Annotated in this window: 12 protein-coding genes; 9 read left to right on the top strand and 3 right to left on the bottom strand. The window is 46.9% G+C overall.

Annotated elements, in window-relative coordinates:
* The first annotated feature begins 64 nt into the window (after positions 1-64).
* From fadH to BVG16_RS20840, 5 genes are all read left to right on the top strand, one after another.
* Positions 65-829: a 2,4-dienoyl-CoA reductase gene (gene fadH, locus BVG16_RS20860; protein ID WP_078501113.1), complete on the top strand. Its 765-nt coding sequence runs from the start codon at positions 65-67 to the stop codon at positions 827-829.
* Positions 830-1,219: 390 nt separating this feature from the next.
* Positions 1,220-2,119 carry a cation diffusion facilitator family transporter gene (locus tag BVG16_RS20855; RefSeq protein ID WP_078501112.1) on the top strand — a complete coding sequence of 300 codons (900 nt, stop codon included), beginning with the start codon at positions 1,220-1,222 and terminating at the stop codon, positions 2,117-2,119.
* A gap of 231 nt (positions 2,120-2,350) precedes the next feature.
* Positions 2,351-3,760, top strand: a complete 1,410-nt coding sequence (locus tag BVG16_RS20850; RefSeq protein WP_078501111.1) for an ABC transporter substrate-binding protein — start codon at positions 2,351-2,353, stop codon at positions 3,758-3,760.
* 286 nt (positions 3,761-4,046) lie between these two features.
* Complete coding sequence (glpK, locus tag BVG16_RS20845; RefSeq protein ID WP_078501110.1) at positions 4,047-5,540, top strand: glycerol kinase GlpK; 1,494 nt, start codon at positions 4,047-4,049, stop codon at positions 5,538-5,540.
* A gap of 20 nt (positions 5,541-5,560) precedes the next feature.
* Entirely contained in the window at positions 5,561-7,234 is a 1,674-nt protein-coding gene (locus BVG16_RS20840; protein WP_078501109.1) for a glycerol-3-phosphate dehydrogenase/oxidase, read from the top strand.
* Positions 7,235-7,302: 68 nt separating this feature from the next.
* Here BVG16_RS20840 and BVG16_RS20835 read toward each other — a convergent pair whose 3' ends face one another.
* On the bottom strand, positions 7,303-9,723 hold the full coding sequence (locus tag BVG16_RS20835) for an Ig-like domain-containing protein (RefSeq protein WP_078501108.1): 2,421 nt from the start codon (positions 9,721-9,723) through the stop codon (positions 7,303-7,305).
* Between the two features lie 185 nt (positions 9,724-9,908).
* On the opposite strand from BVG16_RS20835, the gene BVG16_RS20830 reads away from it, so the two are divergent.
* Together BVG16_RS20830 and BVG16_RS20825 are read left to right on the top strand one after the other, a co-directional pair.
* Positions 9,909-11,573, top strand: coding sequence for a glutamine--tRNA ligase/YqeY domain fusion protein (locus tag BVG16_RS20830; RefSeq protein WP_078501107.1), 1,665 nt, complete (start codon positions 9,909-9,911; stop codon positions 11,571-11,573).
* A 40-nt stretch (positions 11,574-11,613) separates the two neighbouring features.
* Positions 11,614-12,567: an alpha/beta hydrolase gene (locus BVG16_RS20825; RefSeq protein WP_078501106.1), complete on the top strand. Its 954-nt coding sequence runs from the start codon at positions 11,614-11,616 to the stop codon at positions 12,565-12,567.
* 82 nt (positions 12,568-12,649) lie between these two features.
* Here BVG16_RS20825 and BVG16_RS20820 read toward each other — a convergent pair whose 3' ends face one another.
* Together BVG16_RS20820 and ytxJ are read right to left on the bottom strand one after the other, a co-directional pair.
* Positions 12,650-13,636, bottom strand: a complete 987-nt coding sequence (locus BVG16_RS20820) for a carbohydrate deacetylase (protein ID WP_078501105.1) — start codon at positions 13,634-13,636, stop codon at positions 12,650-12,652.
* Between the two features lie 176 nt (positions 13,637-13,812).
* Positions 13,813-14,151 carry a bacillithiol system redox-active protein YtxJ gene (ytxJ, locus tag BVG16_RS20815; RefSeq protein ID WP_078501104.1) on the bottom strand — a complete coding sequence of 113 codons (339 nt, stop codon included), beginning with the start codon at positions 14,149-14,151 and terminating at the stop codon, positions 13,813-13,815.
* 146 nt (positions 14,152-14,297) lie between these two features.
* On the opposite strand from ytxJ, the gene BVG16_RS20810 reads away from it, so the two are divergent.
* Positions 14,298-15,836, top strand: a complete 1,539-nt coding sequence (locus BVG16_RS20810) for an aldehyde dehydrogenase family protein (protein ID WP_078501103.1) — start codon at positions 14,298-14,300, stop codon at positions 15,834-15,836.
* Between the two features lie 139 nt (positions 15,837-15,975).
* Entirely contained in the window at positions 15,976-17,382 is a 1,407-nt protein-coding gene (locus BVG16_RS20805; RefSeq protein ID WP_078501102.1) for an L-cystine transporter, read from the top strand.
* Positions 17,383-17,421 lie beyond the last annotated feature (39 nt).

Raw genomic sequence — 17,421 nt, 5'->3', positions numbered from 1 at the left:
GGGAAAGGCTGTCGAACATGACGTTTCGGCAGCCTCTTTTTGTGAAAAGAGAGGAGGGGATAACATGAAGGGACAGACGATCATCGTCACAGGCGGCTCGAGCGGGATGGGCAAAGCGATGGCATCGCGGTTCGCGCAAGCCGGCGCACAAGTTGTGATTACAGGGCGGACACAAGAAAAGCTAAAGGAGGCGCAGCAAGAAATAGAGACCTTTGAGGGTCAAATCGTGACGGTTCAGATGGATGTGCGGCAGCCGCAGGATGCGGTACGAATGGTGCAAGAGGCTGTGGACGCATTCGGGCGCATCGATGCTTTGGTGAACAATGCAGCAGGGAATTTCTTGTGCGCAGCAGAGGATTTAAGCGTGAACGGCTGGAACGCGGTCATTAACATCGTGTTGAATGGAACGTTTTATTGCAGTCAGGCCGTCGGGAAACATTGGATTGCTGCGGGAGCCAAGGGGAGCATCTTGAATATGGTCGCGACCTATGCATGGGATGCAGGACCGGGTGTGATCCATTCCGCAAGCGCGAAGGCAGGCGTGTTGGCGATGACAAGAACATTAGCTGTCGAATGGGGGCATAAGTACGGAATTCGTGTCAACGCCATCGCACCGGGGATGATCGAGCGAACGGGAGGCGCGGAACGCCTTCTGGCATCGCCGGATGCGGCGGAGGAACTGAAGCAGAGCATCCCGCTGCATCGGTTCGGAACCCCGGAGGAAATCGCGGGGCTAGCAGCCTTCTTGTTATCACCGGATGCAGCCTACATCAATGGCGCTTGTTATACCATGGATGGAGGGCAATCGCTGCATCAGACATTCCTTTAACTGCTTTCCTTCCACTCCTCCAAAAATAAGCAGCGCCCTTTGGAGGAGAAGATATTGTGTAGTTCACCGTCCTGAGAAGTAGGGGGATCCGATGCAGAGCGGAAGCGTCCGCCTTTGAAATGAGGAAAATATCCACCCATAGTCCATTCAAAATGTTCCTCAGTTCAACAGCGGCGAAATCGGATCCCTCGGATTCGAGGGGCAACGAAATACACGATATCTTCATATTTTCCCCTTCCAACAGGCGGTCCTTATTTTTTCCCTCGTTCAACTTCTTTGACCCCGTCAACGTTTTCGGTCTCGCCGCAACACTGTTTCTCTAGACCCACACGACTTTCATGCGTTACGATGTTTGTAACAGAATTAGGGTAACGACGTGGAGGGTTTGAAGTGACAGACGCATACAAAGATTTACAACAAGGTGAGCGCGGCGCATGGACTAGCATAATAGCCTATATCGTGCTGGCCGGAGCGAAGTTGACCATTGGATATGTATTCTTTTCGGAGGCATTGCTTGCGGATGGATTAAATAATAGTACGGATATTGTGTCATCGATTGCCGTGTTGATTGGTTTACGTATTTCGCAGAAACCGCCGGATGAAGATCATCCGTACGGACACTTCCGTGCGGAGACGCTGGCAGCGCTTATTGCATCTTTTATCATGATGGCAGTTGGTCTGCAGGTCCTGTATCAAGCGGTTACGAAGCTCATTACCAATGAAGTGGAGACGCCCAGTATGATCGCAGCATGGACCGCATTGGTTTGTTCCGTCATCATCTATGGGGTGTATCGGTATAATTTGAAATTGGCGAAGAGAGTGAACAGTCAAGCCGTTATGGCAGCTGCTCAAGATAACCGTTCCGATGCGCTGGTAGGTATGGGAGCTTTTGTTGGGATCATTGGTACACGTCTCGGATTACCTTGGTTGGATGTTGTAGCGGCCATCGTTGTGGGATTGATCATTTGTCGGACGGCATGGATGATTTTTCGGGGTACAGCGTACTCGTTGTCGGATGGGTTTGATGAATCGGAATTGGAGCAGTTCAAGGAAACGATCAACACGATCCCCGGTGTGGAGCGCCTGAAAGATATTCGGGCCCGCTTGCTTGGAAATCAGGTGCTGGTGGATGTCATCGTACAGGTGGATAACGATCTGAACGTCACAGAGAGTCACGATATTACGGAACGGATTGAACGAAAAATGCTAGAGAACCATAATATCGAGCATGTTCACATTCATATTGAACCGATTCGAATCAATAAACGTTTAAAAGAAAAACAGGTGTAACCTAAATAGGAAGAGGTCTCTCATACGAGAGGCTTCTTTTTGTTATATCTCGTAGTTTGTAGAAATCTATGATTTGTGAAGGTATCACACGGACTTAAAGTAAAAATATAGAAAATAATTAATAGAGGGCTTCCCTGTTTTCTATCTAAATTCCCAAAATTAGACTCTATTATATGAATCTAGTATAATGGTAAGGAATATTTTGTATTAAGAATAGAAGGGAAGTTGAAGATGCGAAAGTTGTATAGCACTCTCTTGGTCAGCGTGATCGTGTTGTCGCTGTTCTTGACAGCATGTTCCAAAGATCAGGGGTCAAAGGCTTTAGGCGAGGATGGGCAAGTGAAGTTAAAGGTCGTGTTCTGGGATGAGAATTACTTTTATCAGCAATATGGCAATTATTTTTCGATGAAATATCCGAATGTGGAGTTCGAGGTCATTTCCACGAACAAAATGCAGCAAGAGCTTCAGGAGTCGAAAAATCCCGATTATAATGAGGCCTACAGCAAGTTCATTGAGAAAAATCAACCCGATGTCATGATGCTCCAAATGGATCAATATGAGAAATTTGTATCCGCTGGTAAACTCTATGAACTAGATACGATGATTAAGCAAGATAAGTTCGATACGGAAAGCATCATTCCTAACGTGATACAGATGCTAAAAGACAAGGGGGGCGGCAAAATTTACGGCCTTGCACCAACATTTGGCGCCCAAGCGATCTACTATAATATCGACATGTTCCAGAAGCATGGCGTGGATCTGCCTAAGAATCAGATGACTTGGGAAGAGGTTCTCCAGTTAGCGAAGCGTTTCCCAACTGGAGGATCGGGCAAGGATCGGGAATATGGACTGTACATGGACTATGGGATGACGCCTTCCAATATCATTATGTCGGTCGGTAACGTGGAAAATTTGCGCATTGTGGATAAAGACGGAGAAAAAGTTCAATTTGATGCAGAGCCATGGAGAAAAATCTATCAGCTTGTCGTAGATAACTTCCAATCGAAAACTCTTGTGAATGAGGATCAGAATATGCAAGGGGGGTCGATGGAGAGTTATTATGAAGGCAAGCCGTTTCTCATGGGTAAGGCCGCGATGACCATTGCCGGGACTTGGTCCATTAGTGAGTTTGAACGAGTCAAGGATCAAGTGAAAAATTATAAACCATTCCAATGGGGGGTTGTCACAGCCCCTGTCAGCGCGATGGATCCGAATACGACGGATAGTATGTATCTCAGTGAAATTATGGCGATCAATGCGCAGTCGCCGAATACGAGTGCTGCATGGGAGTTCGTGAAATTCATCAATGGTCCGGAAATGGCGAAGATGCAGTCGCGTCAGATGAACGGCAATATGCCAACGCGTAAGGAATTCATTAAAGACAAGGAGAACCATGACTTGTCCGCGTTCTATTTGCTGAGTCCTCGGGCTAAAAGCGTAACCTATGATTTTGAGAAGACGCCTGCGAATTTCTATCAGACCTTAACGCAAGTATTGGATGAACAAACGAAGCAAGTGTTGGACAACAAGCAGTCCGTCGACCAAGCGATGACGAATATCCAGAAGCAGCTGCAAGAGGGATTAGTCAAAGCGAAGCAGGAAGATAAGGCGGCGAAGGAGAAGGAAGCGGCCAAGAAATAGGGCTGAACGAATATCAGGCTTCAAGAAATTGCTCTAGTATAGATTAGGGTAAAGGAAGTTAAGCATGCGAAAGTAAGCCAAGGCGAAGAAACAAGCCTCTGCAACATCTAAATCGTAAGGTTACATAATCAAGAATGGGAAGCGGCTTCTGAAGCTTCTCATTCTTTTTTTTTTCTACCCCGCTAAGGACTCTTTTATCAACACACATATTCCGTTAACATAATAAATAAGGTGGTATCGGGATTGGAACCGACCGGATGTAACTCGAGGGAAGGGGCGCTGCTCAATGCGTGAGAAATACATATTAACGCTAGACCAGGGAACGACGAGTTCCCGAGCTGCATTGGTGAACAAGCAAGGTGAGATCATTGAGATGGCGCAGCAAGAGTTTACGCAATATTTTCCCAAGTCGGGCTGGGTGGAGCATGATGCCAATGACATTTGGGTGTCGATCCTTAGCGTAATGACCACAGTGCTCGCGAAGGCGAACGTTAACCCGAGTCAAATTGCAGGGATTGGCATTACGAATCAACGGGAAACCACGTTAGTATGGAATCGGCATACGGGAGTTCCGGTGTATCAAGCAATTGTATGGCAATCACGTCAAACCGCGGAGATCTGCGAACAATTGAAGGCTGCTGGACATCAAGAAGTATTTCGTGCCAAGACAGGGCTGTTAATCGACCCGTATTTTTCGGGAACCAAAGTGAAATGGATTCTGGATCATGTGGAAGGGGCGAGAGCTCAGGCAGAACGAGGAGATTTATGCTTTGGCACGATGGACACGTGGTTGATCTGGAAGCTTACAGGAGGACGTGTGCATGTAACGGACTATTCTAATGCGTCACGAACGCTGCTATACAACATTCACGAATTGTGTTGGGATGAAGAATTATTGCGAATTCTGGATATTCCAAGATCCTTACTTCCCGAGGTCCGATCCTCGTCAGAAGTCTATGGCCATACGGCGGGTGAACAACTCTTCGGACATGGAATTCCGATTGCTGGTGTGGCAGGCGACCAACAAGCTGCTTTGTTCGGGCAAGCATGTTATGACGTGGGCATGGCGAAGAATACCTATGGCACAGGGTGCTTCATGCTGATGAATACCGGAGAACAAGCCATTGCTTCTGCCAAAGGATTGTTGACCACGATTGCGTGGGGAATCGATGGAAAAGTAGAGTACGCGCTGGAGGGCAGCGTATTTGTGGCTGGTTCTGCCGTGCAATGGCTTCGGGATGGCTTGCGAATGATTAAGTCAGCAAAGGATAGTGAGACCTATGCTACGCGGGTGGGTTCAACCGAAGGCGTCTATGTTGTGCCTGCTTTTGTAGGTCTAGGAACGCCTTACTGGGATAGCGATACGCGAGGAGCCATATTCGGATTGACGCGTGGTACCTCCAAGGAACATTTCATTCGTGCGACCTTGGAATCTCTCGCATACCAGACCAAGGATGTGTTGATGGCGATGGAGGAAGATTCGGGAATCACGTTGAAAATGCTGCGCGTTGACGGCGGGGCTGTCATGAATGATTTCTTGATGCAGTTCCAGAGCGATATTCTGGGTGTACCCGTAGAGCGCTGCGCCAATCATGAGACCACGGCCTTAGGGGCAGCTTACTTAGCTGGGCTCGCGGTCGGGTTTTGGCATGATCGGAATGAAATCGCGATGCAATGGAAGCAGGAGCGCGTCTTCATGCCCGCCATGGAGCAGGAGCGGCAGACACGGTTATACGAAGGCTGGACCAAAGCGGTGCAAGCAGCCATGATGTTCAAATAGCGATAAGGCGGTGAGCCGAGATGGGAAGATCCTTATCATCCGAGCAACGGGAGAGGCATTTGGAGACCATGTCCGAACAATACTTTGATCTTCTAATTCTTGGCGGCGGCATTACAGGCGCTGGAATTGCACTCGATGCCGCTTCGAGAGGGTTAAAGACAGCGCTGGTCGAAATGCAGGATTTCGCAGCGGGGACCTCCAGCCGTTCCACGAAGCTGGTTCATGGCGGATTACGCTATTTGAAGCAGTTCGATGTAAAGGTTGTAGCCGAAGTTGGAAAAGAACGGGCCATCGTCTATGAGAATGGTCCGCATGTCACAACACCGGAATGGATGTTATTGCCCATCTATGCGGGCAGGACATTCGGACGGTGGTCGACTTCTGTCGGGTTAAGGTTATACGATTATTTAGCCGGCGTGAAGCGGCAGGAACGCCGCCATATGCTATCTAAGGCCGAGGCGCTAGCGAAGGAACCGCTACTGCAATCGAAGGGATTGAGGGGCGGGGGCCTCTATGTCGAATATCGTACGGATGATGCCAGGCTTACGATCGAAGTGCTGAAAAAAGCCGTAGAACTTGGTGCTTTTGCGGTGAACTATACACGGGCTACTAAGTTTGTCTATGAAGAGGGAATCGTTCAGGGGGCGCAGGTTCAAGACTTAATCCGTGACAAATCATATACGCTTCGGGCACAACATGTGATTAATGCTGGGGGTCCTTGGGTGGATGAACTTCGAGGATTAGACGGTTCTAGAATGGGATCCAGCTTGTACCTGACGAAAGGCGTACACCTCGTCTTTGATCAGTCCTGTTTTCCGCTCCGGCAAGCGATTTATTTTGATACGCCGGATGGACGAATGATCTTCGCCATCCCAAGAGAAGGAAAAACCTATATTGGCACAACGGATACCGAATACCATGGAGATATTGCGCACCCTCGCGTGGCTTTGCAGGATCGGGATTATTTATTAAACGCAGCGAATGTTATGTTTCCGAGCTTAGAGCTTACATCGGATGATGTGGAATCCAGTTGGGCGGGATTACGCCCCCTCATCCATCAGGCCGGGAAGAATCCTTCGGAAATTTCTCGTCGTGATGAGGTATTCCATGCACCGTCCGGATTGATCTCTATTGCAGGCGGGAAGCTAACCGGTTACCGACATATGGCGGAGAACGTTGTAAATAGGGTTGTAAACGAACGTAGGGTAAAAGGGTTAGACACAGGGGGGCGACCTTGCAGGACCAAAAATTTGCCTATTTCCGGTGGGGATATAGGGGGCTCCCAAGCCTTCGAAGCCTTCATTCGCGAGCGCGTGAAGCAGGGGACCGCTTATGGTCTGACGAAGGAGGAGTCTTCAAGGCTGGCGCATCGTTATGGAACCAATGTCGATATTTTAATGGAATTGATCCCCGCATGTCGGCAAGAGTGGAGAAGGTATGACGACATGCCCCTGGCGTTACTGGCGGAATTGGCATACAGTCTGCAATATGAAATGACGATCACACCCTCCGATTTCTTTATCCGTCGTACCGGGGCGTTACTATTCCATAAGGACGACGTGCATAAGTATCGTGAGCCTGTGATTCGGTATATGGCGAATCGATTGAACTGGTCATACGCGGAGCGAGAGAAACATAGTCAAGAACTGAAGCAGCATGTGATCGAGTCTATTACCGTTATACGTGAAATATAAAAGACAGCCGAGCGGCTGGACTGCTGTAATGCAGTTCACCGCACGGCTGTCTTTATGTTTAGAAATGACTATTTTACAACGACCCAAATTTTCGTGGATTTACCACCGAATGTTATCGTAATCGTAGCTTTACCTTTGCTGTTGGCCGTGATTTTTCCGTCTTTCACATCGGCGATTTTAATGCTGGATGATTTCCATAAGCCATCGATGGATACATCTCGATCCGTGCCGTCTGTGAAGGTAGCCGTTGCAGCTACCGTTTTAACCGAATTCGCTGGCATTTCTAAGGTTACAACATCCGTCTTTAAATATTTGAGTTGATCGACATCAATGTCGGTCGTAATGCTTTTGTTGTTGTATTTAGCAGTGACCTTGGTTTTACCATAGCTCATCGCCGTGACAACACCCTTGTTATCTACATCAGCAACGCGGTAGTTACCCACTTTCCATTCCGCATCTTTGGATACATCGACAACGGATCCATCCGAGAAGGTTACGCTGAGCGCAAGTGCTGCAGTATCTCCGCTCTTCATGGAGATGAATTTCTTGGACATTTCAATCTTTTGAACGACTTTCACTTCTAAGGCGATCGTTACTGTTTTACCGCCGTATTTCGCTGTAATCGTCGCTTTACCGGAATCTAACGGAGTAACCAGACCTTTCGTTACATCGGCTACACTCGCAGAACTGATAGTCCATTCTGCTTTCTCTTGAACTTCTGTAGGTTTTCCTGCAGAGTCTGTAGCGGTAAGTACGATCTGCTTGGGTTCGTCTTTCCCCATTTTTAGAACTTTCGGATTCGCTTCGAGCTTAGAAGCTTGAGCGATTTCAACTTTAATCGTTACTGAACGTGTGCCGTATTTTGCCGTAATGGTCGCAGATCCTTTGTCATTCGCTGTAACTATAGCTGCATTCTGCACGCTGTCAAAGTAGACTTCAGCGATTTTATCATCGCTGGATGACCATTCCGCTTTAGAAGTGACATTCTCTGTTGGACGCCCGTCTCCGTAAATAGCATTTACATTTAAGGCAGCCGTTTCTTTTAGATCTAATGAAATGGCGGTAGTGTTCGCTCCAACGAATTCGAGCTTGCGCGGAATATCCACATTCACATCGATGGAAACGGTTTTGCCGCCATACGATGCGGTAATCTTCGTATCACCGGATTTGTAAGATGTCACGGTAGCTACATCATCCCCGGCAGCGTTTTTCCCTAAGCTTACGAGGGCAATATCTTCGTTACTGGAAGTCCAGGTTGCTCTTGCAGTGATGTCTTCCACGCTGGCATTGGCATAAAATGCGCGTAACGATAGGTCGTATTTATCCCCGTTCTTCAATCCGATGGAACTGGATGTCGTATTCAGTTCGAGTCGGCGCGGGACTTCAACATCGACGGATAAAGTAACTTCTTTATCGCTGAATTTTGCAGTAATGGTTGCTGTACCTGATTTTTTGGCAATTACAGTTCCTTTACTAACATACACGATATTTTCGTCGCTCGAAGTCCATGTTGCTTTATCTGTTACATCGGTACTTGATGTTTCGTTAGCGTATGTAGCGCTTAGCGTGACAGATTTTTCGTCGTTCACTTTCATGAAAAGATTCTGAGTGCTTAGCTCTAGTTTCTTCGTTGAATCGATATCGACCTTGATTTCAATGGTTTTCGTGCCATATGCCGCTTTTAATGTCGCTTTACCCGGCGCATAAGCTTTGATTTGCCCGTTGATGACATCGGCGATTCGCTCATTGCTGGATGTCCAAGTTGCTTTCTTGGAAACATCGTCTTCCGAGCCGTCTTGATACGTTGCCATGATAACAATGCTTTTCGGAAGATCTTTTACCAACATCGATACTTCTGGTGTAGGTGTATCTAAACGACGAACAACATCGACGTTGACTTCAATAGATACGGTTTGATTGCCATATTTAGCAGTTATGGTCGTTGTACCGGAGTCATGTCCTGTAATGGTACCATTCGAAACAGTAGCGATTTTATTGTTCTCCGTGGACCATTCCGCTTTTTTGGAGACATCTTCTTTATTTTCATTTAAATAATTTGCTGTCAGTATAACGTCCTTTGTCATGTTAGAGCGAAGATCGACTTTTTGAGTATCAGCCGTAAGGGACGTAACTTTTTTGGTAACGTTCACTTCTAATGTCGTGCTTTGTGGGTTGCTTGACCCGATAGGATACGTACCGCTAATCATTGTGGTACCTACATCAACGGCCGTGATTACGCCATTTAGAATCGTCGCGACTTTTTCGTTACCGCTTTTCCAGTCAGTCGCCAATGTAACGTCTTTGGAAGATCCGTCGGAATAGACCGCAGTTGCTTTTACCGTCTGTGTATTACCCGTTTCAATAGATAATTTCGTGCTGGAGAAAACTAAATTAACTAAGTAGATTGGATCGGCCGCAGCCGCCGGCTTCGCCCAGCTGACCATACCTACCATCAAGATCATACAGAGTAAAATTTTAAGTTGTCGCAATACAAATTCCCTCCTGATTCAGTTCTTTTACATCCTATATCGGTCAGAAGGTAAGAAAAATTGATAGATTTCGTCGATTTGTGTAATATTAACATTTTGGCTTGAGAGTTGAACTCCGCGGCCGTAATGGGTATTATTTAATGTAAGTTAATTATAGAAACGTAGTATACGAAAGGATGGTCAGGATGGAGAACGAAACCAAATCAACATCTTCAAATTTCATAAAAAATATAGTGAGTGACGATCTTCAGAGCGGAAAAGTTAAAGAAATCGTGACTCGTTTTCCACCGGAACCTAACGGTTATTTGCATATTGGGCATGCAAAATCGATCTGTTTAAATTTTGAATTGGCAGACGAATATAAAGGGAAAACAAATCTTCGTTTTGACGACACGAATCCTGTGAAGGAAGATACGGAGTACGTGGAATCGATTAAAGCAGACGTGAAATGGTTAGGCTTCGAATGGGATAATTTGCTCTTTGCTTCCGACTACTTTGATGAAATGTATGCAAGAGCCGTATTGCTCATCAAAAAAGGGAAGGCTTTCGTCTGTGACTTGACTGCCGAAGAAATGCGGGCATATCGCGGTACGTTGACAGAGCCAGGTAAAAACAGTCCGTACCGTGATCGCAGCGTAGAGGAGAATTTGGATCTGTTCACACGCATGCGTAACGGAGAGTTTGGAAATGGTGAAAAGGTATTACGCGCCAAAATTGACATGGGCTCGCCAAATATCAACCTACGCGATCCGATCATTTACCGTATTTCGCATACCGAGCACCATAACACAGGGAACAAATGGTGTATTTACCCGATGTATGCTTTTGCTCATCCATTGGAGGATGCCATTGAGGGAGTTACCCATTCCATCTGTACATTGGAGTTCGAAGATCAACGCCCGCTCTATGACTGGGTTGTTGCAGAGTGCGAAATGGAGCATGTTCCGCATCAATACGAATTCGCACGTCTGAACTTAACGAATACGATTATGAGCAAGCGCTACTTGAAGCAGCTTGTTGATGAAGGCCATGTCGTAGGGTGGGATGATCCGCGGATGCCGACCATTTCGGGTCTTCGCCGTCGGGGGTATACGCCAGAGTCGATTCGTGAATTCTGCCGCAGCATTGGCGTAGCTCGCAGTAACGGGGAAGTAGACTCCAGACAATTGGATTTCTTTATTCGCGAGGATCTGAAGCTCAAAGCACCTCGTACCATGGCAGTGGTTCGACCGTTGAAGGTTATTATTACGAACTATCCGGAAGGGCAAGTCGAAATGCTTGAGGCGGAAAATAACGTAGAGAACCCTGACATGGGCTCGCGTCAAATTCCATTCTCCCGTGAGATCTATATTGAACAAGACGATTTCATGGAAGTACCTCCTGCGAAATATCACCGTCTATATCCTGGGAATGAAGTTCGCCTGAAGAATGCCTACTTTATTACATGCAATGATGTGATCAAGGACGCTGACGGGAATGTCGTGGAATTGCACTGTACGTATGATCCTGAGACCAAGAGCGGCAGCGGATTTACAGGACGTAAAGTAAAAGGCACGATTCATTGGGTAGAAGCGACGCAAGCGCGTCCAGCGGAATTCCGCCTATACGAGCCATTGATTTTGCCAGAGGAAGAGCGTACTGGCGAAACGTTCATTGAGAACCTGAATCCAAACTCTGTAGAAATTGTGAATGGATTTGTGGAAGCGAATATGTCTGAGGCGAAAGGGCAAGATAAATTCCAATTCTTCCGTCACGGATATTTCAACGTAGATCCTAAAGACACGACGCCGGAGAAACTTGCATTTAACTTAATCGTATCGCTAAAAAGCTCATTTGATATTAAAAAATAAAAAAAGAAACTACTCATGACCGAAGGAAGATGACATCGACATGACGGGTATATGGATTGTTGTGGCGGCTGCGATTGCAGCTGCCCTTTTATTCATTGGAGCAGGAGTCTATTTCTATAATTTTGCGATTCGTCGGACCCCGAAGGAATTTTTGAATGAAAATGTAGATGTGAACGCCCTGCCCGGCAAGCCCTGGCAGGACCGTTCCGCATGGCTCGAAGAACAGACGTATGAGACCCTAGAGATGACGTCCAAGGATGGAATCGCCTTGAAGGGATACTTTATTCCAGCCCCCAATCCAACTTCCAATCTCGCTATTCTTGTCCATGGCTATACGGGAAGAGGGAAGGACATGGCGATGTTTGCCCATCTATATCGGGAGACATTCGGGTTCCATGTATTGATGCCGGATTTACGCGGCCATGGGGAAAGTGCCGGTGAATATATCGGTTTTGGCTGGCATGATCGGGATGATCTCATCAACTGGATTCATGAGATGATAGAGCGCATGGGGCAGGGGGTACATATCCTGCTGCATGGCGTTTCGATGGGCGGAGGAACGGTATTGATGACGAGTGGTGAAGCACTGCCGGATCAAGTGAAGGGGATTATCTCGGATTGTGCTTACACTTCTGTCAAAGGGATTCTGTCGTATCAACTCAAACAGATGTTTAAGCTTCCCGCGTTTCCACTCCTTCATATTACCAGCTTGATTTGTAAGCTGCGGGCGAATTATTTCTTCGGAGAAGCGTCTGCACTCAATCAAGTGCGGAAGAATAAGAAGCCGATCCTCTTCATCCATGGTGGAAAAGATACGTTTGTTCCAACCGAAATGGTCTACCCGTTATTCGAAGCCAGCGGTGGAGAGAAAAAAATGTTCCTCGTACCGGATGCCGGTCATGGCAATGCTTTCTCGACGGATGTCGAAGGGTATACAGAGCAGGTGGGTCAGTTCGTCCATCATTATGTCATGGAACAAGAACGGGTAATGTAATGACGTTCATAAAGCTGCAAGGCCAACTTCTAACAACTAGAAGATGCGCCCTGCAGCTTTATTTTTTCTAGACTCCCGTTTGTCACATGGCTTTTTTGGATGAAAATCGACGTTTTCTGGTACCAAGCCGTTTCTTCGGTGTATGAGACTTCTTTCGTTTTCGTATCGCTCGTTTAGGTTTGGAACGAGGGGAGCGTGTATCATCAGGTGCTGTATGAGGGTGTGCGAGCAAGGGTGAGGGAGGGATTTCTTCTGGTTGTATTCCTGATGATTCAGGGGGTGCCTCTAAGGGTAACGAGGGCGTATGGAATGTACTTGATTCAGGCAATTGTCCGTAATGAATTAATCGTATATTGTACACTTGCAGCACACATCGGATATCGGAATGCATCAAATGATGTAACTCCAGTTCCCGTTCCTTCGTCCATCGCGTATGCCGCTGCATTTCCTCATCGACATATCCCGGGTGGCACATGATTTCGGTTGTACCGTCTTCTAGCCATTGCAGGTATCGATAGAAGCGCTTCGTACCGTCTGGCTCATGATACGTATCGAGAATTAATCGATCTGTTGATCGTATGGCAATCGTCGAATCCGCAAGCAAGGCTTGATCTGGACGATATCGAATGGGCACCATTTCACGCAGCGCGAGTTTAGCAACGGCTTGGAAGACGGCCGGATAAAGTAAATGGATATGGGTATGTGAGTCGATATGGGTAGGCTTAAGACCGGCGGAACGAAAAGCCTGCCATTGGGCTTGCAGTTCTCGTTCGATATCTTCTGACTTCCACGTCTCGTAGCGAGAATGAAACAAGCCGTTCTCTGGATAGACCAGGGAGGGTACGGTATGCGGTGGCGAGAGGGGGCGACCATCCGTCAGATTGACATGGAGCCCGACTCCGAATGTCGGTGTTCTGCGCGCATAGGCAAGGGCACCTTTACATCCTGGCATATTGGTTATTACGGATGCGCTTGAAATGACGCCGGCTTCGTGAGCCTCTATGATGCCTTGGTTCACGCCTGCGGAGAGCCCGAAATCATCCGCATTGATAATGACATACTTTGTCATGAAGTCGCCTCCCTCTTCTTGATTGTTAGGGATGATTAGTTGTATTCTGTAAAATAAAGGATTTTATTTTTATTGTTAGAATATTTAGATGGAGGACAAATGTGCATCGAAATTCATGACAACACAAAAAAGCCCCACCATTTTTCTAAGAATGGTGAGGCTGCGACAACAGAGTACTAGTCTAAAACCGCTGTAATATGCTCTTTGGTAATCGACCAGTGTGAGGCTGTCCAGTATTTTTCATTGTTCTTGATGAAGATGACTTGAGGAGATTCATGCTTCACGCCTAAATCTTCTGCGATTTGGTTGGATACCGGACGGCTTTCGATGACTTTAACGAGTGTATAATCGACATCGTTATTTGAGCCTTTTCCAATGTATTCTTCGAACTCGCGGAACGCATTTGCACTGACAGGACAAGTCGTACTGTGTTTCAAGATGAGCTGACTGCGTTCAGAAGAGCGGCCCAGCACATCTTTCCATTCGGTTTCTGTCGTAATTTCTTTCCATTCCATGGGGACACGTCCTCTCTACGGTTCTTGTTTAGTGATGAGAATCATTCTAACATAATCATTATAGCAAATACAGAAACTTCGGCATATATTTTAACCTTAAAATGCTATAAGATGGAGATAATTGTGAAAAGTCAAGGGGGATGGCTATGCAAGCTTGGAGAGCAATGAACCCGGCAACAGGCGAGGAAGGCGAGTTAGTTCTACCCATAGAGCCCTATCTAGTGGACGATGTGATGGAACATGCTTGGGAATCCTTTGAAGGCTGGAATAGTAAGTCAGTAAAGGAGCGGATCAATTATATACGTCAACTTCGCATTTATATCGTAGAGCATGCGGATGACATCGCACAGGAGATTTCATGGAGCACGGGCAAACCGAAGGTCGAGGCGTTGTCCTCTGAGCTGATGGTCTTGCTTGACTGGCTTTTGCATACCGAACGAACGGCCGAGAAGGAGCTTCGTACACGAAAAGTAAAGACACCGTTGATGATGAGGGGGAAAAGCTCCTATGTCGCTTATGAGCCCCGGGGAGTCGTGCTCGTGATCTCCCCTTGGAATTTCCCGCTGTATCTGGCGATGGTTCCTGCACTTAGTGCGCTTATGGCGGGGAATGCCGTCATCATTAAGCCCTCCGAAGTCACGCCGCTAATTGGGCAATTGATGGAGAAGCTATTTGCCGCTGCGGGTTTTCCGCAGGGTCTTGTCCAGGTAGTTCAAGGGGATGCAGCCATCGGAGCGGCTCTCGTCGCAGCAAGTCCGAACTATATTTTCTTTACGGGATCGGTGACAACAGGCAAGCATATTCAATTGGAGGCAGCCAAGCGGCTGATTCCTACCACCTTAGAATTGGGCGGCAAAGACCCGATGATTGTGTTTCAAGACGCGCATCTAGAGCGGACGGTACGAGGTGCGGTCTGGGGATCATTGACCCATAGCGGACAAATCTGTATGTCGGTCGAACGAATTTATGTGGAACGTCCCATTTATGATAAATTTATTGCGCGCTTGAAGCGTGAGTTAGAATCGTTGAAGCAGAATAATCGCGAGGATACGGATCTTGGTTCGATGACTCATGCGCGACAAATTGAAATTATCCGTACGCATATTGATGATGCGCTTGATCAGGGGGCATCCTTAGAATTCGGACAGCGACCTGTAGATGGGAAGCTCAAACGAGGGCTGCAAGTGGCCCCGATCCTTTTGACCAATGTTAAACCAAGTATGCGAGTGATGCAGGAGGAGACCTTTGGTCCCGTGTTATGCATTACGCCATTTGACACGGAGGAGGAAGCCATCGAGCTGGCGAATAATACATCGTACGGCTTAAGTGCCAGCATATGGACACATGACGTCGAACGTGGTCAACGCGTTGCGAATGGTCTCCAATCCGGGTCCGTATGTATCAATGATGTTACTGTGAGTATTGCCAATGCACATCTTCCTTTTGGAGGCGTGAAGTCAAGCGGAATTGGGCGGTCTCACGGAGACGCAGGGCTCCAGATGTTCTGTCATGAAAAATCAATTGTTGTGGATCTAGGGCAGAAGAAGACGGAGTTACACTGGTTCCCCTATGCGGACAAGTATCCGCTGTTCCTTCAATTATTGGAAGGGTTATATGGTGAAAAACGCAGTGTTATCCAGATGTTTCGAGCTTTGCGAGCACTCCGCAATAAGTCGCGATATTAAGTGTAAAAGACGAACAAACCGTTCGTCTTTTATTTATTTTTAATTCATACTTTACAGGTAGGATTTATTATATTATAGTTATCTCAGAAAACGAGATTCGGTCTCGCGGATGATGAAAATAAAGGGGAGGAAATTCGAAATGGAGTTACTTTCAACGATAGTGAACGTAGTGATTTTGATTGCTTTAATCGGACTTCTCTGGTATATGCAAAAAAAACATGTTAGTTTTTCAAAACGGGTTTTTACGGGACTTGGTTTAGGGGTTATCTTCGGGGTCTCATTACAACTGATCTTCGGTAGAACGTCAAATGTGATTTCGGATTCTGTAGACTGGTTCAGCTTAGTGGGTAACGGGTATGTGAAGTTGCTGCAGATGGTTGCGATTCCGTTAATTATGGTGTCGATTATCTCCGCGATTATCAAAGTCAAAGCCAACAAGGGCGTAGGTAAGATCAGTACATTGGTTATCGGTATTCTTTTGTTCACAACGGCGATTTCCGCTGCCGTAGGGATTACATCTGCACTAGGATTTAACTTGAAAGCCGTAAATATTGAACAAGGTGATAAAGAAACGAAACGCGGCGAGTACCTTACAGGTAAATTGGCTGACGTTGAACATAAAACACTTCCGCAACAAGTATTAGATGTTATTCCTTCAAATCCGTTCGATGATATGACAGGTGCACGCTCGACTTCCACGATTGCTGTTGTTATTTTCTCAGCGTTCATCGGGGTTGCGCTTCGCGGGATTTCGAAGAAGAAACCGGTAGAAGCAGAGACATTTACGAAGCTTGTTGAAGCCGTCTATGCCGTTGTCATGCGTATTGTAACACTAGTGCTTCGGTTAACACCTTATGGTATCCTCGCCTTGATCGCAAAGGTAACGGCGACGACCAACTATGATGAAATCGCTAAATTGGGGCAATTCGTTATTGCATCGTATGTCGCTTTGATCGTCATGTTCATTATTCATTTGATCTTAATTGCAATAAACGGTCTGAACCCGTTGACATATGTCCGTAAAACATTGCCAGTATTGACTTTTGCATTTACTTCACGGACATCCGCAGGTACGTTGCCATTGAACGTGGATACACAAGTTAAGAAATTAGGGATATCCGATGGTATCGCGAACTTCTCCGCATCGTTCGGAATATCCATTGGACAGAACGGTTGCGCAGGGATTTATCCAGCGATGTTGGCGATTATGATCGCGCCGACAGCGGGTATTGATCCATTCAGCTTTAGCTTCATTGCTACAGTAATTGCGGTTGTTACGGTAAGTTCCTTCGGCGTAGCCGGTGTAGGCGGTGGCGCAACATTCGCAGCGCTGATTGTACTCTCGACCTTGAACTTACCAGTCGCACTTGCAGGATTGTTGATTTCGGTTGAGCCGTTAATCGATATGGGACGTACCGCATTGAACGTGAGCGGATCCATGACATCCGGTTTGATTACGAGCAAGTGGACCAAGGAATTGGATGTGTCGGTCTATAACAGCCCGAATCGTACAGAGGATGCAGGCGATTCAGCGTTATCCGTGTGATCTCAATAACAAAGGCAGTGACCCGTGTGACGGGTTCAC

Origin of the sequence: Paenibacillus selenitireducens (assembly GCF_002021565.1) — a bacterium.
GTDB lineage: Bacteria > Bacillota > Bacilli > Paenibacillales > Paenibacillaceae > Paenibacillus_K > Paenibacillus_K selenitireducens.
The sequence above is the reverse complement of the archived record's forward strand: the minus strand, read 5'-3'. Positions and strand labels throughout refer to the sequence as shown.